We start from the raw sequence: 26,106 nt of genomic DNA on the forward strand, positions 1-26,106 counted from the left end.
ACCCAACTCGTCCTGGGTCCCGGGATTCACCAAAAGGAGTTTTACAATGGCTGATATCGTTTCGAAGCTGAAGACCGCCGCCCTCGTTGCCGGCGTTGCCATGTTCGTCGCTGCCTGCGGCGAAAAGGCTGCTGAAACCAGCACCACGACCGAAACCTCGACGACCACCGAGACGGTTGCTCCGGCCGACACCATGGCTCCTGCCGCCGATGCCACCACTTCGGACGCCATGGCGACTGCTCCGGCCGCCGGCGCTGCCGACGCCGCCGCTCCCGCCGTCGACGCCACGTCGACGACGACGACGACGACGGAAACCTCGACGACCGAGCAGAAGTAAGCTCGACATCGTCGCTGCGTAAGTTAGGAAAGGGCCGCCGCGAGGCGGCCCTTTTTTTGTTGAAGTTGGGGAAGGAACGATAATGAGCCTGGAAGCGATTACCGAGCAGATGAAGAGCCGCATCGGTGCCGGCGGCAATTTCAAGAAGTCGGTGAAATTCGATTTCGGCGACGACGGCCTGGTCCGGATCGACGACAAGGTCTCGCCCGCCATCGTCGATAACGAGGATGCGCCGGTCGATTGCACCGTCAAGGTTTCGATGGCCGATTTCATGGACATCGCCAGCGGCAAGCAGAATGCCCAGATGGCATTCATGATGGGCAAGCTGAAGATCGACGGCGACATGTCGGTCGCGCTGCAGCTCGGCAGCATCCTGGGCTGAACAATTCGTGGGACAGATGTGACCTGATCAACCGCACCGGGCATGGCCATGCCGTGCCCGGTGCGCCCGTCACCCTGTCCCTGGGGAAAGCATGATGCGTCGCTTACCGCTTACGATCGCCCTCGTCGTACTGGCCGGCGGCCAGCCGGCCCTTGCCGCCCCGAAAAAGTCGCCGGCAAAGGCAAGCCGGCCCACCGTGAAACCGGCAGCCAAGCCCCCTGTGCCAGTGCCGGTCGAGCCGCCGAAGCCGATGGGCTTCATGGTTCCGAAGGTCGTTGTGCTCCGCAACCCGACACCCGTGGAAACCGAGGCCAATGCGGTTTGGAACGTCCGCGCCGCCTTGAACGTCGCCGCATTGCAGTGCCAGTTCTCGCCGTTCCTTTCGACCGTCAAGAACTATAACGACCTGTTGCGGCACCATGGCGAGGAACTGACCCGGGCGCAGGCCACGATGGTGGCGCATTTCCGTCGCTACGACGGTGCGCGTGCGGCCAACAGCTTCGATCAATATACGACACGGACCTACAACAGCTATTCGACGCTCGATGCGCAGTACAAGTTCTGCGAGGCCGCCGGCCGGGTGGGCCGCGAGGCGCTTGCGATCCCGAGGGGGAAACTGGGCGCTGCGGCGTTGCGGCTCAGCGGGGAAACCCGCAGTGCACTGAACGAACAGCCGTTGTCCCCGGCGCTGGCCCTGGTGCCGATGGAACTGCTGGTCATCGACCCGATCACGGAGCCCTGACGGCTCCCTGGTGCTCGCGGGCGCCACATGACAACTGACACGACCGACCCGCCTGTTACCACAGGCGGGTTTTTCGTGTCGGGCGGAGCCGAAGCCAAGCCGCGATGTCGTTCGGACAAAGAAAAAGGGCCGCTCCCGAAGGAGCGGCCCCAATTCCTGACGTTGGCCAGCCTTACTGCGGAGTGCAGGGGCCGGTCGACTGTGCCGGAGCACCGCTGAAGGTGATTTCCACGCGACGGTTCTGCGGTTCGCGCACACCATCGGCGGTATCGACCAGCGGACGGCTTTCGCCGAAGGCTTCGGTGACGATCGACGTATCGGGCACACCCTTGGTGGCCAGATAAGCCTTAACGGCGTCGGCGCGACGCTGCGACAGGCGAACGTTGTAGTCGTCCTTGCCCGACTTGTCGGCGTGACCGGCAAGCGCAACGCTGGTCTGGCCAGTCGCGGCATACTGCTCGGCAGCCCGGTCGAGGATCTGGGCGGCTTCAGCCGTGATCAGCGAACGATCCCAATCGAAGAAGACCAGGAACGGACCCGGCGTGACCGCAGCAGGCGGGCACGGCGGCAGCGGCGCAGGGGCCGGAGCAGGCGTGGGAGCCGGCGGCGGCGGCGGCGGCGCTTCGGGTTCGAAGAAGTTATACGCCAGCGTCAGCATGAGGCTGTGGCTGCGATAACGCGTTTCGGTCTCCAGGCCATTGGTCGTGAAGGTGTTCACGTTGGGCACGTTGAAGAAACGATACTTCAAGCCAATGTCGACATGGTCGGTGATCGGCTTGTAGACGCCGGCCAGGACCTGCCAGGCAAAGCCCGTGTCGCTGTCGTCGATGAACGTGTTGCCGAACTTCGCGGTCTGGTACTGCGCGTGCTGGACACGAGCGATACCGGCACCACCGCCGATGAAGCCGCCGACGTCGCTGCCCTGGCCGCCGAAATCGAACAGGCCGTTGGCCATGAACGAAAGCACGCGAGCGTTGCCGTCTGCGGCGTCGGTGTTCACGCCGAGCGCGGGGACGGCGATGTTGCCCTGCGACAGGCGGATGGCGGGAATGGCTTGCTCGATCGTCACGACGTCAAGGTTGGTGTCCTTGTACGCAACTTCGAATTCGGCGCGGAAGAAGCCGAAATCATAACCGATATTGCCACCGACATCATAGCCGATCTCGTGGCGGGCACGAATGCCGTCTTCGACGACGGTCCCGCCTGCACCCGGACGGGTGATGTCGAAAAGCTCGTTCTGGACCAGAGTGGCACCAGCTTCGGCACCAACGTACCAAGACTTATCTCGGGCCAAGGCCGGCCCAGCAAGCGCTGTAGTGGCAAGCGCCACTGCGACAGCAATCTTACGCATTGTCATCCCCTTTCAACTCCGTGTTTCTCTCGAACTGCCTGAACGCTCTACCCCAGCCAATCGGACAGGTGCAAGAGGCGATTGCGACAAGGTGTGACCCCTGAGCAACAGTCGAAAGGGGAAAGGTGCGCTCCTTCAGCCTTCAGAGGATGATAGCCTGACCTTGCAGCGCCGCGATCAATGCCGCAAGCGCCGCGCGCGCTTCGGCATCGACGACGGCGCCACCGGTCGGCGGCGCAACCACCACGGCCGGCGCCGCCAGCACCTGCCGACCGCCGATGGCAAGGCCGGATGCCGGCCAGCCCCCTGTCGACCAGGCGCCGTCGAACACCGAAAACACACCCTCGTCGACGATCCAGGCAAGGCAGCCGCGAACCGGATCCGTGAAAATCCAGCCGAAGCCGTCATGGCTGGCAAGCTTGCCCTCCTGCCCTGTCCAGATCCCCGATGCCGGACTGTCGACGATGTAGCTCAGTCCCGGTGTCGGGCTCCCCGGCGGGGAACCAAGGCCGCGCGTCGCGACACCGACCTGCAACAGTCGATCGATAACGGTCAGCGCCTCATTATGGGTGATTTCCTTCTGGGCCTGGCCGGCACTGAGCAACGGCAGCCGATGGCGGGGGGTCTCGTCCATGTCGATGGTCTCCGATGTCAGAGGATTGTCGCGGTCGCTGCGGGTCCGGGTCCGACGCTGCTGCTCAACTGCCGGACGGCGATCGTGACGACAGCCCCGCCGCCGTCCGCAATCCGATCGGCGGCGCCATAGGTGTAGGTCGGCACCCCGGTGACGATGTCGCGGACGGGGCGGCCATCGAGCGAGACGGCCACAGCATAGGCCTCGATTGCCTCGCCGAGCGGCGCGTCGACACAGTCCGACCAGCCGAACCCGGCGCGGCTGCGGCGAATCCAGGTTGCATGCACCGCGTCGCCTGCTGCGACCAGTCGCAGATGCACCGGCGCCAGCGGCAGTAGCGCCCGCCCGGCGGCGCCGCCGCTGGTCGGCGGCGTCTCGCCGTCGCCGGCACCGATGGGCCTGACGGCATAGCGCCGGCCGATCGCCTCCAGCGGCGGATCGAAGGGCAGCAGCGCCGCCGCATCGAGCAGCACGAAGCGCTCGCCCGCGGTATGGCCTCCGATGGCTGCCTCTGTGCCGCGGCGGCCGCGCAACAGTCCCGACAGTCGGAACACGCGGTCCGGCAGCGGCTCGACCTCGGAAAACTGGATGATCTCGTCGCCTATCAGTGCAAGGTTGCTGCCGGCGAGGACCGACAGTTGCGAACGGGGTTCGAGCCAATCGCGTTCGGACAGCAGGCGCACGTCGACGCTCGAAAATCGGTCCCAGCGCTGCGCCGGGCCGGGCGTCAGCGCGCCGATCGCGACACCCATCGGCACCCCGCCCTCCACCACGCCGATGGCCGCATAGCTGGCACCATCGTCGCCGCTCGCCTCGATGCCCGCACGCCGCCAGCCCGGTGCTACACCCGCCGCGGCGACCCATAAGCGCGGCAGCACGGGCACTTCGCCCGGAAGGCCGGGCAGGTCGAGCAGCTGGAGCTCGGTCGGGCCGCTTGCCCCATCGTCAAAAACCAGCACGCGCCCGCCATCGACGGCCCGCACCGGCTGCGTCAGCGCCTCGACCCGCTCGAGGTCGAGCGCCATCACGAACTGCTCGAACCGCAACTCGCGGACCCGCCAGACCGTCGCGTCGTCGTCGATCCGAACCAGGTCACCGGCGCCGAGCCCCAGATGGCGCCAGGGCAGCCGCACCGTGGCGCGCACCCGCGCGGCCCGATTGGCGGTCAGCAGTCGTGCCGCCAGCGCCTTGGCCTCTTGCGGCGCCATTGCGGCAGCGAACGACTGCTGCTCCAGGCGGCCCGCGACATCGCGGCGGCTGCGTTGCAGGCCGATCTGGTAATCGCGGCTGGTGTCGTAGAATGCCACCTCGACGGCGCCGACCAGGCCTTCGCCGCCCAGCCGCCGGCGCCGCTCGCGCGCCGACGTCCCCAATGCACCGGAACTGTCGCAATCGGCTGCCGGGATTTCGGTCACCCCGCCTCCCGCGCCACGGACCTCCATGGCCTGACCGGCGGCAAGGGTCGCCGATGCCATCTCGACCAGCGGCGCCAGCGCGTCGGCGCTGCTGCCGCTGCGGCCGGCATGGAACCCGGCGATATCGGGCAATTCCCCCGAAACGCCGACCCGCGGTCGCCCGTCGACAGTGCCGAGCGCCGTGATCGCCGTCGCGGCGACCGACCCGCCGGCGGCGTCAGCGACGATTTCAAAGGTCAGGTTGGGAATGCGGTTGCCGTAGTCGCCGAGCGGCAGGTCCTCGAACACGGCATAGGCGGTGCCGCGATAGGCCGGAGTGCCGCCCGCGCCTTCGGCAGCAGCGATAAGCGGGTCCACGTCCTGGCCCTCGCTGCCGCAGTGCAGGCGCATGATGATCGGCGTGGTGAAGACGCCGGCGGCATCGCGGATCAACTTGCCATCGGCCCAGATGCGCTCGACGCCGACGATCTCGCGGCCGGCCAGCGCCACGGCAAAGGATGCCGAATAGCTGTAGTTGGTCGTCGACGGCCCACGCTTGCCGCCACCGCTGCGGGTCGCGGTCTCGGCGACGCCGCTGGTCCAGACCAGGTTGCCGGCGCTGCGCATGCGGCCGGCGATGAACGGGATAGGTTCACCATAGGCGGCGCTCTGGATGGCCAGATTGCCGATGCGGCCGACCTCGCGCGCCTTGCCGCCGCCGCCGAATACGGCGCGGTCAACCGCGCCGCCGACGAAGGTGCCGATCAGGCCGCCGAGCGGTCCGCCGAAGATGCGGCCGACAGTGCCGAGAACGAGTGTCGCCATCAACAGTCTCCAGGCAGGCGCCAGACGCCGATCAGCGTCCAGCCGGCATCGATCGGGCCCTCGACGACGCGGCCAAGGCCGGCATGGGCATGGACGGCACCAGCCGGCGTCACGATGGCGAGATGGCGCTGCCGCGCCGCCGGGGCGAGCACCAGGATGTCGCCCGCCGCTGCACACGGCACGACACGGCAGCCGGCATCGGCCAGCGCCGCAACAAGCATGCCGGCCGTCTCGCCTGACAAGGCATAGGCCGGCACCGCCACCGGCACGACCCCGGCGGCCCGCGCCGCATGGAGCACGACCCCGACGCAATCCAGCCCGAGCCCCGGCGTCCGCCCCTGCGGCCGAAAGCGCGTGCCGACGCAGGCCCGGGCCGCAGCCACGACGGCCGATGCGGGTGCCGAGGTCACAGGCCCGGAAACCGGGTCAGCACGTCCCCGCCGGGCACATGCGGTTCGCCACGAAAATTGGCGGCGTTGGCGAAGCGTTCGACGCAGGTGACAAAGCGCTTGTCACAGCCTTCCCGCAACGCGACTGCGGTCCCTGGCGCCAGCATCAGCGCCTCGTCCAGGACCAGCCAGTCGTCATCGGCAGCAATCGCCCGGCGCTCGATGCCGGCACCATCCCCCGATACCACGCGCACCCGTCCCTCGATGAAGTCCCCGGCCCGAACGGCATCGATCCCGTCGAAGCGCACCCGCTCGCCGTCACCCTCGAGGACCACCCACCGCACCCACCGCCCGCGCATGTCGACCCGGCAGCGCCGATCGCCCAGTTCGGCACGGCACTCGGGCGAACAGCTTTCGATGCGCGTGCTCGCCAGTGCCGCCGTCGGACCGCGCAGGGTCGCCGAAAAGCCCCGGTCGGGCCCGGTGCCGGTCTCGATCGTGCCCAGCGTGCCGCGCGCCAGCAGCTGCCGACCTTCGTCAGGCGCCTGCCAGTCGATGAGGAACAGCTCGACCGCGGCACCGTCGAAGCGACCCGCGGCCAGGTCCGCCGCGGTGATCGCATCGGCGCTCAGGGCGCCGGCGACGTCCATCGTATCGATGTCGAGCCCGTCGCTGCTCGCCACCGCCGACGGCGCCATGCCCGGCGCACTGTCGTAAATCATCCCGCCGATCGCGAGTGGCCGGTCATGTGTCGTGAAGCCCAGCGCCACCCCATCCGGCCGCACGATCCGCCAGCACAGCGCCAGGGCGGTCAGCTCCGCAGCCAGCCGCGCGCCGAGTCCTGCATCAGGCATCGTTCAATCCTCCCGCATTTCGACAAGCGGTACCGACGGCAGCTCGCCGGCGCGCCAGCCGGCGATCGACACATCGATGCGATCGGTCGCAAAGCGCACCGGCACATCGAAGCGGAATCCCGCGGTGATGACCGCCCCGGCGGCCGGCGCCGCCTCGAAATCGACATTGCCGCCGGGTGCGAGTGTCCAACCGCTGAACCGGACGTTGCCGTCGACCGCGATACGCACGCTCTCGGCCAGCGGCCGGCTGATGCGGCGGGACTGCAGCGTGTCAGTGTCGCCATACGTCTTCATCAGTGCAAAGCGTGTCCTGCCGCCGTCTCCGGTGCCGATCACCTGGTCGAGCGCCGACACCCCCTCACCACCTGACGCCGTGCTGTTGTCGAGCGGGTCGGTGAAGCGAAAGCCATGCGCCTGCCCGCGTCGCGCGCGAAAGAACGCGATCAGGGCGCTCAGGTCGGCCTCCGACCTTATGCCGAGCCCCGCGTCATAATATTGCCGGGCGTTGCTCCACTGGCTGTTGCGCTGTTCATGGCCGGAGCCGGTGACGACGACCTGGGTCGAAAACTCCGGCCCGCCGGTGGCGCCATAGCCGAGCTCGAGCGGAAACAGCACGTCGTGAAAGGCGATCATCGCGATATCTCCGTCGCTGTCGATGCGAAAGGCCGTGAAGCCGAAGCGGGCGACCTGCGGCCAAGCCCAGACGAAAGTTTCGGCGACACCGCGCGCCATCGCGACCGCTGCCGCATCGGCGATGGCCGGCCAGTCACCGGCGGCGGTCGCGAAGCCGGAAAAATAATGCTGCTGCGCCACCGGATAGCCGAGCCGGTCCTGCACCACCGATCGCGCCCGCGCCTGGCCGCCGAAGTCGCCCGAGGTGACGAAATCATAGTCTTCCAACTGCAGCACATCGAAGGCCGGTGAGGCCCAAGCCAGTGGCAGATTGGCCCGGATCAGCTCCGGCGCCGCGGCATTCAGCACCTGTGGCGCATAGAACAACAGTAGCGTCTCGGCCCCAGGCGCGGCGGCCGTCACCGCATCGCGCAGCGCCAGCGTCGCCGTGCCGAGCAGCGCGCCGCACCAGTCCAGCCAATTGCGCTCCGCCGCTGTCGCGACCGCGCGAATGTCCGTGATCGCCGGCGGCACCTCGCCCCTATCGGCAAGGTAGCGTGCCTTGGTCGCCGCATCGTAAAGGCATGGCACATGGTCGGGCCCGACCCACCACCATGGCTCGCCGATCTGGAAGCGCGGCGCCGCCCCGGCCGCTACGGCAATGCCGACCAGCGCCACCGCCGCCGAATGCAGCCAGGCCATCGCCGTGCCGTTGGCGGGCGACAGCAGCGTCGACGGCGGCACATAGCCGGTCAGCGCCCGCGTGCCCCCTGTGCTGCGCTGCGCCCACGCCGCCGGGCAATGCTGGTCGAGCAGCTCGAACGACAGCGACATGATCGGCGCAAAGCCGAGCGCCACCGCCCGCGCGATGAAATCCGCATGCCACGCCGCCGCCGGTGCGCAGACCGGCACCGCCGGGTCGGCAAGATAGGCCGCTTCCCCCGCATCCCACCGCAGCCCCGGGAAGTGGCTCATGCCGACGTAGTGCACAAGCGAGCCGCGATAGCCGAGCGCGAACATCGCCTCGACCAGCCGCTCGGGCGTCTGGTTGTAGCTGTCGTCATAGCCGCTGCAGATCCGCAAGGCATGCGGCGGCAGCAGCGCGTCACCGGCGCGCAGCATCGATCTCGGCCCGTCGCAGCGGATATCGCTGATCGTCACCCGGCCCGAAACCGGCTCCGCCAGCGGCGCATCGCTGCCGTCATGGCCCGGCGGGACCAGCGAGATGAACATCCGCTCGATCGCCCGCGGCCACACCGGATCGGCCTCGTCCGGCAACAGGAACCCGCCCGCCAGCGCGTCGAAATCCAGCCGCACCGCGGCATCGCTGCCGATCCCGACCGCATGGTTCCACAGCCGCACATACCAGCTGCGCGCCACGCCGCCCGCATCCTCGCCCTCGATGGTCAGCACCGGGCCGTCGACCGCGTCGAGCGGCTGCACCGCCCCCGTCGACTGCCAGCGAAACGCCAGCGTCGTGCCGCGATAATCCCGCGCCGTCTCATAGGCGAGCAGCGGATGGCTCCAGCGGTCCGCCGATTCCCAGATCAGCCCGGCGAGGTCGTTGCGGCGCAGGAAGGTGACATCGACCGCGACCGCATCGGCGCCGACCGTCGTCACCGCCGCCATCATCGGCCGCGGGAAGTCGACCGTCCAATAGCGCGGATCGAAGCGCTTGATCCATTGGTGCCGCTGCTGGTCGGCGGCGGTCGCCAGCCAGTGCCGCATCATGCGTCGACCCTTGCCATCGCCTGGCGCACGGCGCGCGCGACCTGGGCGCCGGTCTGCCGCATCAGCGCCGGCGACGCCTCGCGCGGTGCCGCAACGTTGACGGTCACGTTGACGGCGCCGCGTCCGGGTACCCCGGTTTCGACCCGGCCGGCGCCGGCCGGCACGAACAGCTCGGGTCCGCGTTCGCCGACCAGATAGGGCCGGCCGCCGCTGACCGGGCCACCGATGGCGCGGCCCGGCGCGCCGAACAGGCTGCCGATCCCGGCACCGATCGCCCCGAACAGGCCGCTGCCGCCGCTGCCGCCGCCGAACAGCGCGCCGATGTCGCTGCGCAGCGCGCTCGTGGCGATGTCGGCGAGCGCATTCAGCGCCACCCGGCGCAGATCCTCGAAACCGAACTTGCCGGTGATCGCCGCTCGCGCCAGCGCGCGTTCGATGCTGCCGCCGGCACGCTCCGCCCCCTGCGCCAGCGGGCCGTCGAGCTCGCGCCGCATCTCGGCGACACCGGCGAGAAAGCCGCTGGTGTCGGCGCGTACGCCGATCACCAGCGTATCCAGATTGGTTTCATCACCGATCATCGGGGAAACTCTCCATCAATTGCGACAACAGGCTGCCGTCCGCCGGCTCCCCGACATCATCGAGCCCGAGCGCGTTGCGCAGGTCCGCCGGCGTCGCCGCCCAGAAATCATCGGGTCGCCAGCCGAGCGCGCCCGCCGCGATCCGCGCCGCGCGCAGCGCCGCCAGCGCAAAATTCATCGCCCCGCCAGCACCTGGCCGAGCAAAACCCGCAGCGCCGGCGTTGCCGTCGCCAGCCCGCCGGCGACCAGCGCGTCGCTGAACTCCGCACGGCTCAGCGTCGCCGGCACCGCGTCGAGGCAATGCCAGAACAGCCCGGCGAGCTCGGTCAGCGTCAGCCCACCGGCGGCGGCCCGCTCGACCAGCGCGAACAATGGCCCCAGCTCGGCCTCGGCAGCGACCAGCGCGGCAAAGCTCGGCCGCAGCCGCAGCGTCGCGCCGCCGATGACCAGCGTCGCCTCGCCGCGCACAGCGTTCGCCGTCACGCCGTCACCACGGCGCCGGAGCTTTCCAGCGCCAGCGTGTAGGTGCGTTCGCCATTGAAATCGCCGGCATAATCCAGCCGGGTGATCAGGAAGCGCCCCGTCACCGTGTCGCCGCTTTCGAAACTGATGCGATAATCGTCGACCTGTCCGGCCAGCGCATTGGCCTTGATCCGCGCCTCGGCTGCCGATCCGGTGAACACCCCCGCCCCGCTCAGCGAGACCGACCGCACCCCGGCGCCCGACAGCAGCTCGCGCCAGCCACCGCTGCCCTGGTTGGTCACGACCACCGTTTCGGCATTCACTGTCATCTGCGTCGTGCGCAGCCCGGCGACGGTGGTGAACACCGGTGGCGCCGCGCCGTCGCCGATCTTCAACAGGAAGGCGCTGCCCTTTTCCATGGCCATGTCGAAATCCTTTCAACAGATTGAAATCAGGCAGCGACCGTCCGCAGCCGAAACTCGATGATGCCCTGCGACCAGCCCTCGGGATCGGTCAGCACCAGGCTGCGCAGCAGCCGCACCGACACCAGCCGATGGCCGTCGCGTGTCCCCGCCAGCCCCGCCAACGCGGTTTCGACAGCGCCGATGATCGCCTTCGCCGATGCCGCGGCCGGTCCCTCGACCCAGGCTGTCACCCCGATGCGATGCTCGTGCCCGGTCTCGGTCTTGGTGCTCCAGTCGGTGACGACATCGGCCCCGATGACCAGATAGGGCGAGACGGCATCGACCGGCGGGCCGTCATGGACCCCGGTGATGCCCGGCACCGCCGCCAGCGCCGCCGCCACCATGCGCTGGACTGCCAGGCTCGCGCTCATCGCCGACTCCCTTCCGTGACCATGATTGCCAGCCGCAGGTCCGGCGGCTGCCGCCGCGTGCCGAACAGCCGCGCCCGCAAGGCCGGCGCGCGCAATTCGACCCGGTCGTCGGCGGCGATCGCTGCAATCTCCGGAAACACTGCGGCAATCTCGGCCGCCAGCGCCGTTGCCCGCGCTCGCGCCAACTGCGTCCCCGCTGCGCCAGCCACCGCCGCCGCCGCGCGCCAGGTGGGCTCGCTCATGCGTCCCGACCTTCGCAGCGCAGCCGCACCCGGTCCGGCAGGCGCGGATCGGTCTCGATCGCCAGCACCGCCAGATAGCGGCCGTTCCAGATAAGCCGCGAGGTCAGCGACACGACCGCCGGCGCCCGCAGCGTCACCTGCCAGCGTCGCAGCGAGCGTCGCGCCTCGCCGGCGACGCCGCCGCCGCCGTCGGGTACCACCGCCGCATAGGCCGGGCCCCGCGCCTGCCAATGGCCGGCATCGGCGCCGGCATCGTCGCGGGCCGCAACCCATGTCTCGATCGCGACGCGCTGGTTGAGCGCGCCGGCCAGTTCGTCGACCATGATAAAAACCCTTTAGTTGAGCCGCATCCGGCGCCAGGGGCGCCACATCGCCGTGACCGCCGCCGGCGGCGGGCCGGCGTCGGCGGCATCGCGGTGGGTGAACAAATGCACGACGAGCCGGACCAGGCCCTGCCGCAGCGGCTCGGGCACGGCGTTCCAGTCGTCCCCGAGCCCGGCGCGGAACAGCGCCACCGGCGCCTCGACATCGGCAAGCAACCGTATCCAGCCGTTGCCGGCGGCGTCGACGTCGGGCTCATAGGTGTCGCTCGCCAGCGCCACGCCGGCACTTTCGACACCGTCGAAAGCCACCACCGGGCACGCCGTTATCCGTTGCCAGCCGCCGTTGCAGACCAGCCGCTGGCGACCGTCCCGCGTGATCAGCCATTGGCCGGTAAACGCCTCGCACAGCGCCATCGCGGTGCGGATGAAGCCGGCAATCGTGCCGTCCTCGTCATCCCGCTCCAGTCGCAGCTGCGCCTTGCACTCGGCCAGGCTCACCGCCATCGGCCCCGGGGCCGTTTCGCCCGTCATCAGCGGTCCTCCACGCGCACGGCAAGCAGGCGTTCATCGCTGCCGCCGTCGGAAAATGTCACCTTGTTGGTGATCTGGTAAAGCCGTCCCGGCACGCCAGCGGCCAGCGTGACAATCGTGCGCCCCGCCTCGATCCGTCCGTCCGTGGCGAGCAACCCGCCGGCGTCGGCGGGATCGACCCGCCAGGTCGACGTCGCGATGGTGACGGCGGGGTCGGACAGATAGCCCGCCGACCAGTCGACCGCATAGTCGAGCGTGGCGCCGGGATCCTTCAGGAAAATCGTCATGCTGCCCTCCCTCGGATGGGGCCGGCCGCCGCTGTCGCCAGCGGCAGCCGGGGCTTCATCAGGCTGCGATCAGGCCGGCGCGCCGATTTCGACGCTCCAGGCGGCGATGTTGACTGTGCCGCCGGGCGCCAGCGCCTGGGCCGGGCAGGTCGTCACATACAGCAGCCGCGCGGTGGCGGCATCGAGCAGCGCGACATGGTCGGCGGTGCCTGCCGCGATGACCGCCAGCCCGGATTTCGGCGCGATGCCGACCTTGCGGCCCGAGATGTCGCCGGGGGCCAGCGTGAAGTCGCCGGTCGTCAGCGGGGCCTCGGCCAGGCGGCCGCTGTCGGCGGCAGCATAGCTTGCCGGCTGGCCGCTGACCGCGACCATCCGGGTCGCGGCCCTGACGATGTTGAGGCTGCCGTCGAGCACGTCGTTGCTTGCAAATTTCGCCATGTCGGAACTCCCTTCAGTTGAACTTCACCACGATCGTGCGCTCGTCGCCGCCCACCCGGAGCGTGCGGATCGTGCCCGGGATGCCGGCAGGAACCAGCAGCACCGCCGGCAGATCGCCGAAGTCGAGCCAGCTCGCATCGGGCGACAGCAGCACTGGCCCGCTCGACAGCGCCGGCCCGGCGCCACCAAATGTCGATCGTGCGGCGCCAGCCTGCAGCATCGCCGACCACGACAGCCCGGGGCTGCCGGCGCGCACCGCATGATGGCCGTCGGCGGGCGCCAGCGCACCGTTCCAGCCGGCCAAGGCCGCCGCCGCCCGATGATCGTGCAGGCTGCCGGCGGGGACGAGCCCGACCGCGCCACCGATCGCTTCCAGCGCGCCGGAGGCACCGCTGGGCACGCGTGGCGCGTCGGCGAAATCGCGATCGCTGTTGGCGCCCATGATGCGGCCAAGCAGCGGGCTTCCCGCCGGCGGTCGATAGTCGCCACCGCCGCTGCCGCCGGTGTTGGCCGACCGGTCGAGCGTGAACCAGGTTGCCGGAACGACCGCGTCCTTCAGCGCCCTCAGCCCGTAGAATTCCATGCCGAACGCCGAACCGGCCGCACTGCCCTCGGCGGTCGCTTCATGGTTGACCGCGTAGAGATAGGACCAGGCCTCGACCATCTGCGGGCGATAGCCATCGCCGTTGCCGCGCAGTCCGGCCGTGGTGCCGTCCTGGAATGTATCGTGTTTCGATGGTTGCCAGTTGAGGTAGTTGTTGGCGAACCGATTGACATAGGCCTGGTTGCGCTGGCTGTTCGTCTCCGCCACCGTCGTCGGCAGCGGATCGGAATAGAAACTGTTGCAGCGGTCGCCGACGAAGGTGTTTCCCTCGATGATGTTGTAGCTCATCGTCAGGCTCTCGTCCTCGCCCAGCGCATAAAAGGGCGCGTCGGGAGTCGGCCCGATCTTTTCGAAGATGTTGTTCAGCCACAGCATCCGGCGCAGCGACGGGTTGGGCGTGCCGGCCGCCGCGGCGCTGGCGGTCGGGTTGCCCTGCCGGCCGCGACCCCGCAACGAACGAAAGTCGCTGAAGGCCACGATCGTGTCTTCCGAAAGCCCGGCGGGGTTCGTGCCCGTGGCATGCGCCACCATCGCCGCCTCGGTGCGCGACGTGCTGATATAGCCGTCTTCCTCGGCACTGATGTAGCGTTGGCGGATGATCGCCGGGCAGGCGATCTGGCTCGAAAAGGCGCAACTGCGCATCAGCATCGAAACATAGGGGCGCCAGCTGTTCTGGCTCGATTTCACCCTCGTCATCGCGACATGGGTAACCGCGGTGGTCGGCGAGCCGGTCGTGCCCTCATAGCCCGGCGCGGCCTTGAAAATCACGTTATCGTACCAGAAATTGCTGCCGGTACCGCCGCTGACCACGCCCAGGGCGGTGCCCTGCACGGTGAGATTGGCCAGCCTGACCTTCAGCCCGCTGCCCACCCGGCCGCCGTTCGACGCACCCGGGCCACGCAGGATGCAATTGTCCCTCGGGTTGGCATTGTCGGGATCACCGATGACGCGGATCGGCACATCGGCGGTGGTGACGCCCAGCACCGCGTTCGATGTCGACGACACATTGATGCCGGCCGCCAGCACGATGGTGATGCCATCGCCGGCGCGCGCCGATGCCGCCTGGCCATTGGCCGCGGCCTGGCTGCGATTAAGATTGTAGATGGCGTTGAACGCGGTCTGCAGATTGCCCGGCTGGTTCGATAGCGGTTCGGCCTTCGCCGCCGCCAGCGACGACTTGACCATCGTCGCGTTGCTGGTCGTCTGCGTCGACGCCGGGTTCACATAGATGAAGCGCCCGCCGTAGCGCGTTCCCGCCGGATCATAGCCGATGACAAAGGGTATCGCTGCCGCCGCGCCGATGCCCGCCGTGCCCAGCGCCGCCATCGACCGCGTGCCGGCCGGATCGGTCGACCGCATCGCGCCGAGCCACGGGTAGACCTCGGCATCGCAGCGGAGCAGCCCGGCTGTCAACGCCGTCGCCGTCGCCGGGTCGATGGTCACCGTATAGCAGCGCAGATTGTCGCCATGGTCGTGGTCGGTGTCGAGCGCCGTCGTCCACACTGTTTTGGTGTTCGTACCGTCGGTCGCCGTGAACTTCACCGCCGCCACCGGTGTGAACCCCAGCGGATGATGCGACGCGACCAGCAGCGACAGCCGGAAACTGCCGTTGACGATGTCATAGGAGGGGCGCGCCCAGCGCATGATCGGCAACGGCGCCGCGATGCTGCTGTTGTTGGCGACCGCGATGCCGCTCGCCGCCGCCTCGCCGCTGCGCCACCCGGCAAGCACCGCCAGCGGACCGAGCGTGTCGGTCGCATAGGCATATTCCGACAGCGCGATCCGCACCGCGATGCTGCCGCCGCCCAGATCGACCTCGTCGATGACCGACGGATCGAGCCCGGTGCCGTTCCAGTTCGCCGGCTTGCGCAGCGGCTTGGTGCCGATCAGCGTGCGGCTGTGGACGCTTGGGATCGCGACACCGCCCGATGCCATGAAGCCGGCATGGCCCGCCGACAGGCCAACCCGCGGCGTGCCGTCGGGATCGAGCGCATAGCTCGCAAAGCTGCCGAGGCCGCCGGTGACGACCAGCCGCAGCACCCAGCCGTTGGTTTCCACCGAAGCGGCAGTGATCGCCATGGGGCGCCCCTCATCGTTGTTGCAGGAAAAGCGGCGGCGCCGGGGGTGCCGGCGCCGCCGAGGTGCGTCAGGCGCGGCGCATCAGACGCTGAACCGCATCAGCTTGATGGCGCGGCTGTCGATGACGGTGCCGCCCACCCGCTTCGTCGCATAGAATTGCACGAACGGCTTGTTGGTGAACGGGTCGCGCAGCACCACCGTCTCGCGGCGCTGGACGACGAGGTAACCCGCCTCGAAATTGCCGAATGCGATCGACAGGCTGTCGGCGGCGACATCGGGCATCGCGTCGACCTCGACGACCGGATAGCCGAGCAGCGTCTGCGGCTGGTCGGCCGACAGCGCCGGCTGCCACAGGAAGGCGCCCTGCCCGTCCTTCATCTTCCTGATGCGCGCCAGCGTCGCCGAGTTCATCACCCAGCTCGCGCCCTGGCGATACGGCGCCGCCAACGCATGGACGAGATCGATCAGCCGATCCTGCGGATTGGTCGCGGCAAAGGCGCCGGCGGCGCCGGAAGTGACGAACTGCAGCGTGCCGAACGGCCGCGTCGCATCGCCGAGCGCGCTGTTGGCGGCGGCGAGGAAGCCCCGCGGCTTGTTGACACCGTCGCCGGTCACGAACGCCACCCCTTCGGCACGGGCGAATTCGCGGCCGACCTCCTCGCCCAGCCAGGTTTCGACATTGAACATGGCATCGTCGAGCATCTGCTGGCTCGCCGACGGATTGGCGTAAAGCTCGCCCATCGGCGGCACGATCTCGGCGAAATCGGGGGTTTCGGTGTCGGGGCGGGCAGCGGTCTCGCTCACCCAGCCCGAAATGACGCCGCTCGTCGTGATCAGCTTCGAATAGATCGACGTGCCGACATCGACGACCCGCGCCAGCGAACGGATCGGCGATCCGGCGCGCAGCACGCGGTCGATGACGGCGTCGATCTGCTCGGGCACCGCGACCCCGCCCTTGGGACCGACGCCGATCGTCGCCTGCTTCAGTTCATGGCCCGACAGGTCCCCCTTGCGGAGATAGGCGGCGACGCTGCCCGTCTCCACGGCATCACCCGCCTTGACCTCGCCCAGCGCCGGCCGGGTGATGCTGCGCGCCGTGACCAGATTGCCCAGCCGCGCCATCTCGGCCTTCAGCGCCGCGATCTCGATATTCTCGGCCGCGGTCTCGAACACCGCGTCGAGCGCATCGGCCTTCATTTCATAGCTCATTCACCGTCTCCTGCTGCAAAGTCGAAAGGCCGAGCACCCGCGCCAGCGGCTGCATCGGAAAGGTCACCAGCGACACCTCGATCAGGTCGAGGCTCGCCAGCTGCCGCACACCGCGCGCCCGGTCCGGACGCGCCGATTTCACGCGATAGCCAAAGGACAGCCCGTCGATGGCACCGGCACGGAGCAGTTCCACCGCTTGGGCGCCACGCCCGCTGCCGACGACCCGGGCCGTCACCCGCAAGCCACGCTGGTCCTCGACCAGGCTCTCGATGAACCCGATGGGTTCCTTGCTGTCATGCTGCCAGAGCAGCGGCACACCGGGCCTGGCGCCCTGGAAGGCGCCCGGCAGCACGACGTCGCCACCGCTGTCGGGCACGCCAAAGACGCTGGCGTAACCAGCGAAACGCAGATCGGTCATGACTAAGGGCCCCCGTTACTGTCATCCCCGCGAAGGCCGGGACCCATGGCCCACCGGCCGTGGACACACGGGTGCTGCCTGCGCCGACACTTGTGGTTCATGGGTCCCGGCCTTCGCCGGGATGACTGGCACCGAGCGCGATCTACCCCCGCACCCGCTCCACAATCCCCATCTTGAACGCCAACCCGATCAACAGCAGCGCCACCGCCGTCCGCACCACCCAGGCCACCACCGCCGACAGCGCCGACCTTTTGGCATCGCGCCAGCCCTGGATCAGCTGGCGCAACTCGATAATGTCCGGCCCGGCCTTGTCGTCCATCAACCCCAAAGTCCGCAGCGCCCGCGCCGCGCCGACCTCGCTTGCCTCCTCGACCAGCGCGCGCAGCGTCACCCGCGCCGCGCCCTGCGCCTCGGCCTGGGCCACCAGCCCCTCCAGCATCGCCGTCATCGCCCCGCCTCCAGCCCGAGAATGTTGCGCTTCTCCATATCGGTGAGGAAGCTCGCGCCGCTGACCTGCGCCCACAGCCGCTCGCGATCCTCCGACAGCGCCGGCACCGCGTCGCGATCGACGCGCAGTTCCAGCCCCGGCCACCAGTTCTGCAGATGCGCCGACAATGCCACCAGGATGCGCCCGGTCAGCGGCAGCAGCGTCAACCGCCACAGCGCCACATTGGCTTCCTTGTAATTGGCATAGGTCGAATCCCCCGGCAGGCCGAGCAGCAGCGGCGGCACCCCGAAAGCCAGCGCGATCTCCCGAGAGGCCGCGTCGCGGGCCCGGGCAAAGTCCATCTCCGCCGGCGTCAGGCTCATCGCCTGCCAGCTCAGCCCACCCTCAAGCAGCAGTGGCCGCCCGGCATTGGCGGCGCCGGCATAGCCCGCCTCCATCTCGGCCTTCAACCGCTCGAACTGCTCGGGCGTCAGGCTCGACCCGTCACCCGGCTGGTACACCAGCGCCCCCGACGGGCGCGCCGCATTGTCGAGCAGCGCCCGGTTCCACTTCGCCGCGGCGTTATGAACCTCTAACGCCCCCGCCGCAGCGCCCAGGCAGCCGGCGCCATAATGGTCATCGAGCGGATGATAGCTGCGAATGTGCAGCAGCCCCGCCCGATCGCCGACGGTGTCGGCCGGATAGCGCGTCACCATGTCACCAGCCCGGTACATGTACCCCGTCGGCCAGCCGCGACTGTCGGACTCGACCGTCACCCGCTCCGGCCGCAACGCGAACAGCGCCGCCGGCAGGCCATCGGGGCCACACGCCGCCTCGACATAGGCATTGCCGTGCAACAGCAACTGCGCCGCCAGCATCTCGACGAGCCCCGGCCCCGACGCCCCAAAACCGGCGCTCGCCAGCAACCCCAGCGCCTGGTGCCCCGGTGGATTCGCCACCACCGGCGCCCCGCCGGCGCCCTCACTGACCAGGCGGATCGCCCGCGCCGCCACCGGATTGGCCAGGTACGACGCCCGCACCTGCGCCTCGTAGCTCCGCGGCGCCTCACCACCGCTGTACGCCGTCGCCCAGCTCGGGATGCGCAGCGGCTGCGCAGCAGACTTGGTCCGCCAGAATGGCAGTTTCATGTCGGTCTCCTGATTTTGCGCCCGCACGCTTCGATCGTCATCCCCGCGCAGGCGGGGATGACGGCACGGGGCGAACTACAACCCCCGCACCTTCGGCTTGCCGCGCTTCACGCCCAGCATCAGCGCCGTCAGCGCCCAGACGAGGGCATCGGCCCGGTCCGGCGACGCCCCCGGCCCCGCATAGACGCCGCTCGACAACAGTCCGCACAGCTGGTCCTCCAACGCCGGAAAGGCGCCGGCGTGGCGAACCCGCGAATGACCATATAGGCTCGCAACCGGCTCGGCACGGGCCACCTTGCCGCGTGATGCCCGCACCGTGTCCACCGGCAGCGCCGAATCCGCGGCGATCAGCAGCGACGGCACCATGTCGCCGCCGTTGTTGATTTCCGCGATGATCTTGTCGGCATTCCATTTGTCGGATGCGGCGACCACGGCGCGGGCCCAGGCCTCCGGCGGCACACCTTCCACGCTTTCGTCGCCGAGCACATAGCCGATCCCGTCATGGCCCAGCCCGGCCGCGACGATACCGCAGACACCATTGGCGCCGCCGGCCGGCGGATCGACGCCGATCACCACCCGCATCAGCGCCGGCGCCTTCGGCACCCGCTGCCGCTCGATCAGCGCGCGGGTCCACAATGCCCCCTCCAGGTCATCGACGATCTCGCCGTCGAGCTCTTGGCGACCGATCGCCGAACCGCCATAGCGCCGCTTCAGCCCGGCGATCAGCGAGGTCGGCAGATTGGCGCGATTGTCGTCCATCCGCCCCCGCGTCACCACCACACCCGGCTCGGCGAGCAGTGCCTTCAACCAGGCATAGGGCAGCGGTGTCGTCGTCAGCAACAATTGCGGATGCAGCCCCAGCCGCGTCGCCAGCCGCAAATTGGTCAGCGTCGCCTCGGCCCGCGGCCAGTGCGCGAATTCATCGCCCCAGGCGAAATCGAACTGGCCGCCGCGCAGCGCATCGGGCTCCCCGCCCGAAAACAGCCGCGCCTGCGACCCGTTCGGCCAGGTCAGCTGGCGCAAGCTGGGCACATAGCTGACATCGCCGCCCGGCGGGACCCGCGCCAGCAGACCGGATTCGCCCTCCACCATCACCGCCCGCGCCGTGTCCAGCGTCGGCCCGACAAGGGCAAAGCGCCGTCCCGGCGCCGCCGCCAGCGCATGGATCCATTCGGCCCCCGCCCGTGTCTTGCCGAACCCGCGCCCGGCAAGAATGGCCCAGATCGCCCAGTCCCCCGGCGGCGGCAGCTGCGCCGGGCGCAGCGTACCCTGCCCGCCGAGCGCCACCTGCACCGCATCGTCGCCATTGTCGGCGATGACTGCACGCTGCCGGGCCGGGTCGGCATCGCCCCAGATTTCCGAGACGGATCGCGGATCGTCAGCCGCGAGGCGGTCTGCCATCGTACCGCCTTTCGTTGTTTTCGGGGAAGCGCCGAAGGTCGATCAGGCTCGGGCGGGCCGCCGGGTCATTCCCCCGCCAGCGCCCGGATCTGGTCACGCACCCGGGCGATTTTGGCCGCATCGACCGTCACCAGCGGCCGCGCCGGCGCCACCGGGCGGCGCTTCAGCATCTCCAGCGCCACCTTGGCATCGATGTCCTCGGCCTCGCCTTCCAGCAGCGTCGCCAGCAGCCGCATTTCCACCTGTTCCCAGGCGACCCCCAGTGCCTTGCGCCATTCGTCGGCCAGCAGCGGCCAGCGCTCGCGCATGTCGTATGCCGCCGCCAGCGTCTGCCCGATCGCCCGCGCCGCCGTCGCCGGATTGCCGGTCTCCGCCAGCGTGGCGATAAAGCGCTTGCGATCCTTGACCAGCCAGGGGCGAATGCTGTGTTCCATGCGCGGCGTCTCCCACAGGGCCGACAAAAAAGGCGCCCCGCGGTTGCGGAGCGCCCTGTCTGTCGGCGGATTTCTGAAGCGTGCCGAATCTCTAACCAAAAGCGTTGCGCTTGTCAAGCATAAAGTGCCAGATAGGTTATGACACATCTACCCTCCCTTTCAAGGGAGGGTAGCCGGGCTACCGATAAACCTCCTCGTCCCACCAGGGATAGAAATCCGGCATGTCGGTGCTGACCTTGTCGGGGTAAATTGGCGCCCGCTTCTCCAGGAACGACACCACCCCCTCCTTCGCATCCCCGGCCCGCCCGCGAGCATAAATCGCCCTGGAATCAAGGCGATGCGCGTCCCAGGGACTTTCCGCCCCGGCCATCCGCCACAGCATCTGCCGGGTCAGCGCCACCGACACCGGCGCCGTATTTTCGGCAATTTCCAGCGCCAGCGCCCGCGCCGCCGGCAGCAGGTCATCGGGCGCATGCACCGACCGCACCAGCCCGCCCTTCAGCGCCTCGTCGGCCCCGAACACCCGCCCGGTCATGCACCATTCCAGTGCCTGCGGCAGGCCGACGAGCTTCGACAGGAACCAGCTCGACCCCGCCTCCGGCACGATGCCGCGCCGGGCGAAAACGAAGCCGAATCGCGCCGTTTCGGACGCCATGCGCACGTCCATCGCCAGCTGCATGGTCACCCCGATACCCACTGCCGGGCCGTTGACCGCGGCGATCACCGGCTTCAACGACTTGAAAATGCGCAAGGTTACCCGGCCGCCGCCGTCGCGCACCGCCTCGTCGCTGTAATCGATGCTGCCGTCCTCGCGCACCGGCCCACTGCGCTTGCCGCCCAGCTTCTCATAATCGAAGGTCGCCGCCCCGGCGCTCAGGTCCGCCCCGGCGCAAAACGCCCGACCGCGCCCGGTGACGATGACGGCGCGCACCGAGTCATCGGCGTCGGTCACATCGAACGCCGCGATCAGCTCATCCATCATAGTGCCGGTAAAGGCATTCAGCTTGGCCTCGCGATCGAGGGTGATGGTGGCAACAGGCCCATCGATGTCGAGGGCGATCTGGGTGAAATCAGCCATCACAGCGCCTCGATGATCGTCACATTGGCGAGGCCACCGCCCTCGCACATCGTCTGCAGCCCCCAGCGCTTGCCGCGGGCATGGAGCACATGCACCAAAGTCGTCATCAGCTTGGTACCCGACGCCCCCAGCGGATGCCCGAGCGCGATCGCCCCGCCATTGACGTTGAGCCGGGCCGGATCCGCCCCCAGCACCTGCAGCCACGCCGCCGGCACCGAGGCGAATGCCTCGTTGACCTCGTACAGGTCGATATCCTCCAGCTTCATCCCCGACCGCGCCATCGCCCGCTGGGTGGCACCGATCGGCGCCTCCAGCATGATCACCGGGTCCTCGCCCACCACCGTCATGTGATGGATTCGCGCCATGGGTTTCACCCCCAGTGCCTTCAGCCCGCGCTCGTTGACGATCAGCATCCCCGACGCGCCATCACAGATCTGGGATGACGTGGCGGCGGTCAACCGGCCGCCCTCCATGATCAGCTTGACGCCGCGGATGGCCTCCAGGCTGGCATCGAACCGGATGCCCTCGTCGACGGTGTGGGTGTGCGCCGCACCCTCATGGGTCGTCACCTCGATCGGCACGATCTCCTTGTCGAAGGCGCCGCTGTTGGCCGCCGCCGCGCCGCGCCGCTGGCTTTCATAACCGAAGGTGTCGAGCTCATCCTTGGAAAGATTATACTTCTTGGCGATCATCTCGGCGCCGGCGAACTGGCTGAACTGGATGCCGGGATAGCGGTCCTTGATGCCGGCGCTGCCGAACGGCGAGCCGAGGCCATTCTCGTGCGCCAGCTTGGCCGGGGTCGACATCGGGATGCGGGTCATCGATTCGACCCCGGCGGCGATGACGATGTCCATCTGCCCGCTCATCACCGTCGCGGCGGCGAAATGCACCGCCTGTTGCGACGATCCGCACTGCCGGTCGACGCTGGTGCCGGGCACGGATTCGGGCAGTTTCGACGACAGCACGGCGTTGCGCGCGACGTTGGCCGATTGCTGGGCGAACTGCCCGACGCATCCCATGATGACATCCTCGATCAGCGCCGGATCCGCGCCCGAGCGGTCGACCAGCGCGTTCAGCACCTGGCCGGCGAGGTCCGCCGGATGCCAGTCGCGCAGCATGCCGCCGCGCCGGCCGCCGGCGGTCCGCGCCGCGGCAACGATATAGGCTTCGCTCATCGTCAATCTCCCGAAGGTTTCTGTGCCCGCGGACTTTACGCCAAAGCCGCCGCCCGGCAATGAGAGCAAATTGAGAGGGGGCGCGTACCTCCGACCGGTTTCCTGGGGGTCCCACCATGCGGCACATCAACCTGATCATGGCGGCGCTGCTGCTGTCCACCAGCGTCACCGGCACCGCCGCGCCGGCACGGCCCGCGGCGAAAAAGGCGGCGGCCCGGCCCGTTTCCAAACCCGTCGCCGCGCCCGCCAAGATCGCGCCGCTGCCCGATACGGAGGAGGTCGCCGCGCTACGCCGCGCCTTCCATTTCGCCTTTCCGATCTACGAGATCATGCGCACCCGGTCGCTGCAGCTCGCCCAGGCCCGGGCCGCCGGCGTGCCCGAGCCCGTCAATTTCATCCTGCCGCGCCTGAAGCTGGCCGATGCCACCAGCCGCGACGTGACGACCCCCAACAACGACACGCTGTACGGCAGCCTGTGGCTCGATCTCGCCGCCGGGCCGGTCGTCGTCACCGTCCCGCCTGGCGCCGGCCGCTACCATTCGGCGGCGCTCTATTCGCTGACCACCGATGTCACGTCGATTATCGGCTCCCGCACCGGCGGCGACGGCGGCCGTTATGCGATTGTCGGCCCGGGCTACAACGGCCCGGTTCCGGCCGGCACCCAGACCATCCGCAGCACGACCAACGACGCCTGGCTGTTGGTGCGCGTCCTGGTCAAGGGCCCCGACGACCTGAAGGCGGCGGGCGAGCTGCTGCAGGGGTTCGACGTCGCCCTCGCCGACGGCCGCGCCGCGCCGGTGCCGACGATCGCCACCGTGCCGCCGGCACCCGACGGCAAGACCTTCCTCGCCGTGGTCAACGAGGCGCTGGCCCGCTCGGCGGCAAATTCGGCGCTGGCGGTCAAGGCCAACGGCTTCGGCACGCTCGGCGTCGGGACGGACTGGGAGGCGCTGAGCCCCGAAACCAGGGCGCTGTGGACCCGATCGCTGCCGGCTCTGCGCGCCGAACTGCGCAACGGGCTCGTGGAGGCCGGCACCACGACCGACGGCTGGTCCTACCCCGATTTCGCCATCGGAGAATATGGCGACAACGACCTGCTGCGCGCCCGCGTCGCGCTCGGCGGCCTCGGCGCGCTGCCGCGGGTCGAGGCGATGTACCTGACTGCCCGCGCCGACAAGGACGGCGCGCCGCTCGACGGCAGCAAGGCCTATAGCGTCACCATCCCGCGCGGCGTGCCGACCGGCGCCTTCTGGTCGGTGACCATGTACCAACAGGAAGCCGACGGCCGGCTGTTCTTCGTACCCAACGAGATCGGGCGTTTTGCCGTCAGCGACCAGTCGCCCCAGCTGCGATCGAACCGCGATGGCAGCTATGAAATCTTCGTCCAGGCGTCGAAGCCGTCGGGCGAGCGGGTCGTCAACTGGCTGCCGGCACCCAAGGGCAAGTTCATCCTCGTCTTCCGCGGCTACCTGCCCCGCGCGCCCTTCCTCGACGGCAGCTTCCGCCTGCCGCCGGTGGTGACCAGCGAGCTGATTCCGTGACGCAGGGCAAACACGTCCTCCTTGATCTCCTCGCCTCCGAAGGCGTGGAGTTCATCTTCGGCAATCCCGGCACCACCGAGCTGCCGCTGATGGACGCGATGGTGGTGGAAAATCGCATCCGCTACATTCTCGGCCTCAACGAGGTCGTCGTGATGGGCATGGCCGATGGCTATGCCCAGGCGACGGGCGAGCTGGCGGTGTGCAACCTCCACGCCGCCCCCGGCCTCGGCAATGCCATGGGGATGCTGTACAATGCCGCCCGCGCCGGTGCGCCGGTGCTGGTCACCGCCGGCCAGCAGGACATGAGCATCCGGCTGACCGAGCCGCTGCTGTGGGACGATCTCGCCACCATGGCGCGACCGCTGTGCAAATGGTCGTTCGAAGTGGCGTCGCTGGCCGAGCTGCCGCGCGCCATCCGCCGCGCCGCCAAGGTCGCGCTGACCGCGCCGACCGGCCCGGTGTTCCTGTCGATCCCGGGCGATATCCTGACCAGCGAAGCGCCCGACGATCTCGACATGCTCAGCCCCACCCGCATCGGCGCCCGGATGCGCGGCGACGCCGATGCCATCGCCGCTGCCGCCGACCTGATCCGCGCGGCGCAAAGCCCGGTGATCTTTGCCGGCGATCATGTCGCGCGGTCGGGCGCCCATGCCGAGCTGGCGGCGCTCGCCGAAGCCATCGGCGCGCCGGTCTATCTGGAGGGCATGGCCAACACCGCTGCCTTCCCGTCCAACCATCGGCTGTATGCCGGCACCGTCGCGCGCATGACCCCGGCGCTGCGCGCCGTGATGGACAAGCACGACCTGCTGGTGTCGATCGGCGCCGACCTGCTGACGCAAAGCCAGGCGACCGGAATGGAGGCGCTGGCGCCAGGGGCCAAGGTCGTCCATCTCGACGACGAGCCCTGGCAGATCGGCAAGAACTTCACCGCAACCGCCGCCATCCAGGGCGACGCCAAGGCGACGCTGCCCGAACTGACCGCGCTGGTCGACAACTGCGGCGCCCAGCGCAGCAACGCCATCGCCACCGTCCTCGCCGGCAGCCGCGCCGCGTTGCTGGCCCGCGCCGACGCGATGGCCGGCGACCTGCCCCTGCAGCCGATGCCGGCGCTGAAGCTGATCGGCGAACTGCTGCCCGCCGACGCCATCGTTATCGAGGAATTGCTGTCGAGCGGCATGAACACCGTTCGCCACCTGGTGCCCGCCGTGGCGCCCGACAGCTGGTTCGGTATGCGCGGCGGCGGCATCGGCGTGGCCCTGCCCCAGGCCGTCGGCATGCAACTCGCCAATCCCGAGCGCCCTGTCGTCGTGCTGAGCGGCGACGGCAGCGCCATGTATTCCGCCGCCGCGCTGTGGACGCTGGCCCACTACAAGCTGCCGGTGGTCGCGGTTATCTTCAACAACCAGGGCTACCGCATCCTCAAGCAACGCACGCGTGCGATCGGCGACCACAGCGCCCGCACCGACACCTATGTCGCGATGGACATCGAAGCCCCCGCCATCGACTTCATGGCGCTGGCGACGGCGCATGGCGTGGCCGGCGTCCGTGCCGAAACGCTCGATGATGTCCGCACAGCCTTCGAGGCGGCCCTGGCCAGCAAGGCACCAACGCTGATCGAGATCGTGGTCGCCCGCGAACCCTGAAC

30 protein-coding genes are annotated in these 26,106 nt (G+C 69.1%); 5 read left to right on the top strand and 25 right to left on the bottom strand.

The genetic code is table 11. The annotated features are described in order from the left end of the window. Nucleotides 1–46: 46 nt before the first annotated feature. The 3 genes from ACP7AI_RS07750 (at nt 47) to ACP7AI_RS07760 (ending at nt 1,461) form a co-directional block, all read left to right on the top strand. A complete protein-coding gene (locus ACP7AI_RS07750) occupies nt 47–337 on the top strand; it encodes a hypothetical protein (protein WP_426165800.1) in 291 nt (96 codons plus the stop codon). A gap of 82 nt (nt 338–419) precedes the next feature. Next, entirely contained in the window at nt 420–719 is a 300-nt protein-coding gene (locus ACP7AI_RS07755; protein WP_426165802.1) for an SCP2 sterol-binding domain-containing protein, read from the top strand. Nucleotides 720–813: 94 nt separating this feature from the next. After that, nucleotides 814–1,461, top strand: coding sequence for a hypothetical protein (locus ACP7AI_RS07760; RefSeq protein WP_426165804.1), 648 nt, complete (start codon nt 814–816; stop codon nt 1,459–1,461). Nucleotides 1,462–1,633: 172 nt separating this feature from the next. Here the strand turns inward: ACP7AI_RS07760 and ACP7AI_RS07765 are convergent, their stop codons facing one another. From ACP7AI_RS07765 to ACP7AI_RS07885, 25 genes are all read right to left on the bottom strand, one after another. After that, nucleotides 1,634–2,812, bottom strand: a complete 1,179-nt coding sequence (locus ACP7AI_RS07765) for an OmpA family protein (RefSeq protein ID WP_426165806.1) — start codon at nt 2,810–2,812, stop codon at nt 1,634–1,636. A gap of 142 nt (nt 2,813–2,954) precedes the next feature. Next, nucleotides 2,955–3,446, bottom strand: coding sequence for a DUF2793 domain-containing protein (locus tag ACP7AI_RS07770; RefSeq protein ID WP_426165808.1), 492 nt, complete (start codon nt 3,444–3,446; stop codon nt 2,955–2,957). A gap of 17 nt (nt 3,447–3,463) precedes the next feature. Then, a complete protein-coding gene (locus ACP7AI_RS07775) occupies nt 3,464–5,665 on the bottom strand; it encodes a phage tail protein (protein ID WP_426165810.1) in 2,202 nt (733 codons plus the stop codon). Then, nucleotides 5,665–6,048: a peptidoglycan endopeptidase gene (locus tag ACP7AI_RS07780; RefSeq protein WP_426165812.1), complete on the bottom strand. Its 384-nt coding sequence runs from the start codon at nt 6,046–6,048 to the stop codon at nt 5,665–5,667. The genes ACP7AI_RS07775 and ACP7AI_RS07780 overlap by 1 nt, the downstream gene beginning before the upstream one ends. Nucleotides 6,049–6,071: 23 nt before the next feature. Next, nucleotides 6,072–6,908, bottom strand: coding sequence for a DUF2163 domain-containing protein (locus ACP7AI_RS07785; protein ID WP_426165814.1), 837 nt, complete (start codon nt 6,906–6,908; stop codon nt 6,072–6,074). A 3-nt stretch (nt 6,909–6,911) separates the two neighbouring features. Further along, nucleotides 6,912–9,248 (bottom strand): phage distal tail protein, Rcc01695 family, encoded by a 2,337-nt coding sequence (locus ACP7AI_RS07790; protein WP_426166584.1) that lies wholly within the window; start codon nt 9,246–9,248, stop codon nt 6,912–6,914. Next, entirely contained in the window at nt 9,248–9,829 is a 582-nt protein-coding gene (locus ACP7AI_RS07795) for a tail tape measure protein (protein ID WP_426165816.1), read from the bottom strand. Before ACP7AI_RS07795 ends, ACP7AI_RS07790 begins: the two co-directional genes overlap by 1 nt. Then, entirely contained in the window at nt 9,819–10,007 is a 189-nt protein-coding gene (locus ACP7AI_RS07800; protein WP_426165818.1) for a phage tail assembly chaperone, read from the bottom strand. The genes ACP7AI_RS07795 and ACP7AI_RS07800 overlap by 11 nt, the downstream gene beginning before the upstream one ends. Continuing rightward, nucleotides 10,004–10,312 carry a GTA-gp10 family protein gene (locus tag ACP7AI_RS07805; RefSeq protein WP_426165820.1) on the bottom strand — a complete coding sequence of 103 codons (309 nt, stop codon included), beginning with the start codon at nt 10,310–10,312 and terminating at the stop codon, nt 10,004–10,006. The genes ACP7AI_RS07800 and ACP7AI_RS07805 overlap by 4 nt, the downstream gene beginning before the upstream one ends. Beyond that, nucleotides 10,309–10,716, bottom strand: a complete 408-nt coding sequence (locus ACP7AI_RS07810) for a phage major tail protein, TP901-1 family (RefSeq protein WP_426165822.1) — start codon at nt 10,714–10,716, stop codon at nt 10,309–10,311. The genes ACP7AI_RS07805 and ACP7AI_RS07810 overlap by 4 nt, the downstream gene beginning before the upstream one ends. Before the next feature lie 26 nt (nt 10,717–10,742). Further along, on the bottom strand, nt 10,743–11,126 hold the full coding sequence (locus tag ACP7AI_RS07815) for a DUF3168 domain-containing protein (RefSeq protein ID WP_426165824.1): 384 nt from the start codon (nt 11,124–11,126) through the stop codon (nt 10,743–10,745). Continuing rightward, a complete protein-coding gene (locus ACP7AI_RS07820; protein WP_426165826.1) occupies nt 11,123–11,368 on the bottom strand; it encodes a hypothetical protein in 246 nt (81 codons plus the stop codon). The genes ACP7AI_RS07815 and ACP7AI_RS07820 overlap by 4 nt, the downstream gene beginning before the upstream one ends. Further along, entirely contained in the window at nt 11,365–11,691 is a 327-nt protein-coding gene (locus ACP7AI_RS07825) for a phage head completion protein (RefSeq protein WP_426165828.1), read from the bottom strand. Before ACP7AI_RS07825 ends, ACP7AI_RS07820 begins: the two co-directional genes overlap by 4 nt. Nucleotides 11,692–11,703: 12 nt before the next feature. After that, nucleotides 11,704–12,222, bottom strand: coding sequence for a head-tail connector protein (locus ACP7AI_RS07830; RefSeq protein ID WP_426165830.1), 519 nt, complete (start codon nt 12,220–12,222; stop codon nt 11,704–11,706). Then, the gene (locus ACP7AI_RS07835) at nt 12,222–12,509 is read right to left on the bottom strand and encodes a hypothetical protein (RefSeq protein WP_426165832.1); all 288 of its coding nucleotides are present in this window, start codon (nt 12,507–12,509) and stop codon (nt 12,222–12,224) included. Before ACP7AI_RS07835 ends, ACP7AI_RS07830 begins: the two co-directional genes overlap by 1 nt. A 69-nt stretch (nt 12,510–12,578) precedes the next feature. Further along, nucleotides 12,579–12,947, bottom strand: coding sequence for a hypothetical protein (locus ACP7AI_RS07840; protein ID WP_426165834.1), 369 nt, complete (start codon nt 12,945–12,947; stop codon nt 12,579–12,581). 13 nt (nt 12,948–12,960) lie between these two features. After that, on the bottom strand, nt 12,961–15,630 hold the full coding sequence (locus ACP7AI_RS07845; protein ID WP_426165836.1) for a hypothetical protein: 2,670 nt from the start codon (nt 15,628–15,630) through the stop codon (nt 12,961–12,963). Between the two features lie 81 nt (nt 15,631–15,711). Further along, on the bottom strand, nt 15,712–16,839 hold the full coding sequence (locus tag ACP7AI_RS07850; protein WP_426165838.1) for a phage major capsid protein: 1,128 nt from the start codon (nt 16,837–16,839) through the stop codon (nt 15,712–15,714). Next, a complete protein-coding gene (locus ACP7AI_RS07855) occupies nt 16,829–17,257 on the bottom strand; it encodes an HK97 family phage prohead protease (RefSeq protein WP_426165840.1) in 429 nt (142 codons plus the stop codon). Before ACP7AI_RS07855 ends, ACP7AI_RS07850 begins: the two co-directional genes overlap by 11 nt. A 142-nt stretch (nt 17,258–17,399) precedes the next feature. Next, the gene (locus tag ACP7AI_RS07860; protein WP_426165841.1) at nt 17,400–17,705 is read right to left on the bottom strand and encodes a DUF6127 family protein; all 306 of its coding nucleotides are present in this window, start codon (nt 17,703–17,705) and stop codon (nt 17,400–17,402) included. Next, entirely contained in the window at nt 17,702–18,826 is a 1,125-nt protein-coding gene (locus ACP7AI_RS07865; protein ID WP_426166586.1) for a phage portal protein, read from the bottom strand. The genes ACP7AI_RS07860 and ACP7AI_RS07865 overlap by 4 nt, the downstream gene beginning before the upstream one ends. An 81-nt stretch (nt 18,827–18,907) precedes the next feature. Next, a complete protein-coding gene (locus ACP7AI_RS07870) occupies nt 18,908–20,233 on the bottom strand; it encodes a DNA-packaging protein (RefSeq protein WP_426165843.1) in 1,326 nt (441 codons plus the stop codon). 65 nt (nt 20,234–20,298) lie between these two features. Continuing rightward, nucleotides 20,299–20,667: a hypothetical protein gene (locus ACP7AI_RS07875; RefSeq protein ID WP_426165845.1), complete on the bottom strand. Its 369-nt coding sequence runs from the start codon at nt 20,665–20,667 to the stop codon at nt 20,299–20,301. 178 nt (nt 20,668–20,845) lie between these two features. Continuing rightward, nucleotides 20,846–21,745: a crotonase/enoyl-CoA hydratase family protein gene (locus ACP7AI_RS07880; protein ID WP_426165847.1), complete on the bottom strand. Its 900-nt coding sequence runs from the start codon at nt 21,743–21,745 to the stop codon at nt 20,846–20,848. After that, nucleotides 21,745–22,920, bottom strand: coding sequence for an acetyl-CoA C-acetyltransferase (locus ACP7AI_RS07885; protein WP_426165849.1), 1,176 nt, complete (start codon nt 22,918–22,920; stop codon nt 21,745–21,747). Before ACP7AI_RS07885 ends, ACP7AI_RS07880 begins: the two co-directional genes overlap by 1 nt. Nucleotides 22,921–23,036: 116 nt before the next feature. Between ACP7AI_RS07885 and ACP7AI_RS07890 the strand changes: the two genes are divergently transcribed. Continuing rightward, on the top strand, nt 23,037–24,461 hold the full coding sequence (locus ACP7AI_RS07890) for a DUF1254 domain-containing protein (RefSeq protein WP_426165851.1): 1,425 nt from the start codon (nt 23,037–23,039) through the stop codon (nt 24,459–24,461). Beyond that, nucleotides 24,458–26,104 carry a thiamine pyrophosphate-binding protein gene (locus ACP7AI_RS07895; protein ID WP_426165853.1) on the top strand — a complete coding sequence of 549 codons (1,647 nt, stop codon included), beginning with the start codon at nt 24,458–24,460 and terminating at the stop codon, nt 26,102–26,104. The genes ACP7AI_RS07890 and ACP7AI_RS07895 overlap by 4 nt, the downstream gene beginning before the upstream one ends. Nucleotides 26,105–26,106 lie beyond the last annotated feature (2 nt).

The organism is Sandarakinorhabdus sp. DWP1-3-1 (assembly GCF_049896705.1).
Classification (GTDB): Bacteria; Pseudomonadota; Alphaproteobacteria; order Sphingomonadales; family Sphingomonadaceae; genus Sandarakinorhabdus.

Coding starts and splice junctions, on each gene's coding strand:
- ACP7AI_RS07785 (WP_426165814.1), bottom strand. CDS start 6,908: ATGCCTGATGCAGGACTCGGCGCGCGGCTGGCTGCGGAGCTGACCGCC.
- ACP7AI_RS07810 (WP_426165822.1), bottom strand. CDS start 10,716: ATGGCCATGGAAAAGGGCAGCGCCTTCCTGTTGAAGATCGGCGACGGC.
- ACP7AI_RS07760 (WP_426165804.1), top strand. CDS start 814: ATGCGTCGCTTACCGCTTACGATCGCCCTCGTCGTACTGGCCGGCGGC.
- ACP7AI_RS07820 (WP_426165826.1), bottom strand. CDS start 11,368: ATGAGCGAGCCCACCTGGCGCGCGGCGGCGGCGGTGGCTGGCGCAGCG.
- ACP7AI_RS07860 (WP_426165841.1), bottom strand. CDS start 17,705: ATGACGGCGATGCTGGAGGGGCTGGTGGCCCAGGCCGAGGCGCAGGGC.
- ACP7AI_RS07830 (WP_426165830.1), bottom strand. CDS start 12,222: ATGACGGGCGAAACGGCCCCGGGGCCGATGGCGGTGAGCCTGGCCGAG.
- ACP7AI_RS07885 (WP_426165849.1), bottom strand. CDS start 22,920: ATGAGCGAAGCCTATATCGTTGCCGCGGCGCGGACCGCCGGCGGCCGG.
- ACP7AI_RS07755 (WP_426165802.1), top strand. CDS start 420: ATGAGCCTGGAAGCGATTACCGAGCAGATGAAGAGCCGCATCGGTGCC.
- ACP7AI_RS07825 (WP_426165828.1), bottom strand. CDS start 11,691: ATGGTCGACGAACTGGCCGGCGCGCTCAACCAGCGCGTCGCGATCGAG.
- ACP7AI_RS07815 (WP_426165824.1), bottom strand. CDS start 11,126: ATGAGCGCGAGCCTGGCAGTCCAGCGCATGGTGGCGGCGGCGCTGGCG.
- ACP7AI_RS07890 (WP_426165851.1), top strand. CDS start 23,037: ATGCGGCACATCAACCTGATCATGGCGGCGCTGCTGCTGTCCACCAGC.
- ACP7AI_RS07845 (WP_426165836.1), bottom strand. CDS start 15,630: ATGGCGATCACTGCCGCTTCGGTGGAAACCAACGGCTGGGTGCTGCGG.
- ACP7AI_RS07880 (WP_426165847.1), bottom strand. CDS start 21,745: ATGGCTGATTTCACCCAGATCGCCCTCGACATCGATGGGCCTGTTGCC.
- ACP7AI_RS07775 (WP_426165810.1), bottom strand. CDS start 5,665: ATGGCGACACTCGTTCTCGGCACTGTCGGCCGCATCTTCGGCGGACCG.
- ACP7AI_RS07795 (WP_426165816.1), bottom strand. CDS start 9,829: ATGATCGGTGATGAAACCAATCTGGATACGCTGGTGATCGGCGTACGC.
- ACP7AI_RS07835 (WP_426165832.1), bottom strand. CDS start 12,509: ATGACGATTTTCCTGAAGGATCCCGGCGCCACGCTCGACTATGCGGTC.
- ACP7AI_RS07855 (WP_426165840.1), bottom strand. CDS start 17,257: ATGACCGATCTGCGTTTCGCTGGTTACGCCAGCGTCTTTGGCGTGCCC.
- ACP7AI_RS07870 (WP_426165843.1), bottom strand. CDS start 20,233: ATGGCAGACCGCCTCGCGGCTGACGATCCGCGATCCGTCTCGGAAATC.
- ACP7AI_RS07770 (WP_426165808.1), bottom strand. CDS start 3,446: ATGGACGAGACCCCCCGCCATCGGCTGCCGTTGCTCAGTGCCGGCCAG.
- ACP7AI_RS07875 (WP_426165845.1), bottom strand. CDS start 20,667: ATGGAACACAGCATTCGCCCCTGGCTGGTCAAGGATCGCAAGCGCTTT.
- ACP7AI_RS07800 (WP_426165818.1), bottom strand. CDS start 10,007: ATGAATTTTGCGCTGGCGGCGCTGCGCGCGGCGCGGATCGCGGCGGGC.
- ACP7AI_RS07765 (WP_426165806.1), bottom strand. CDS start 2,812: ATGCGTAAGATTGCTGTCGCAGTGGCGCTTGCCACTACAGCGCTTGCT.
- ACP7AI_RS07850 (WP_426165838.1), bottom strand. CDS start 16,839: ATGAGCTATGAAATGAAGGCCGATGCGCTCGACGCGGTGTTCGAGACC.
- ACP7AI_RS07750 (WP_426165800.1), top strand. CDS start 47: ATGGCTGATATCGTTTCGAAGCTGAAGACCGCCGCCCTCGTTGCCGGC.
- ACP7AI_RS07790 (WP_426166584.1), bottom strand. CDS start 9,248: ATGCGGCACTGGCTGGCGACCGCCGCCGACCAGCAGCGGCACCAATGG.
- ACP7AI_RS07840 (WP_426165834.1), bottom strand. CDS start 12,947: ATGGCGAAATTTGCAAGCAACGACGTGCTCGACGGCAGCCTCAACATC.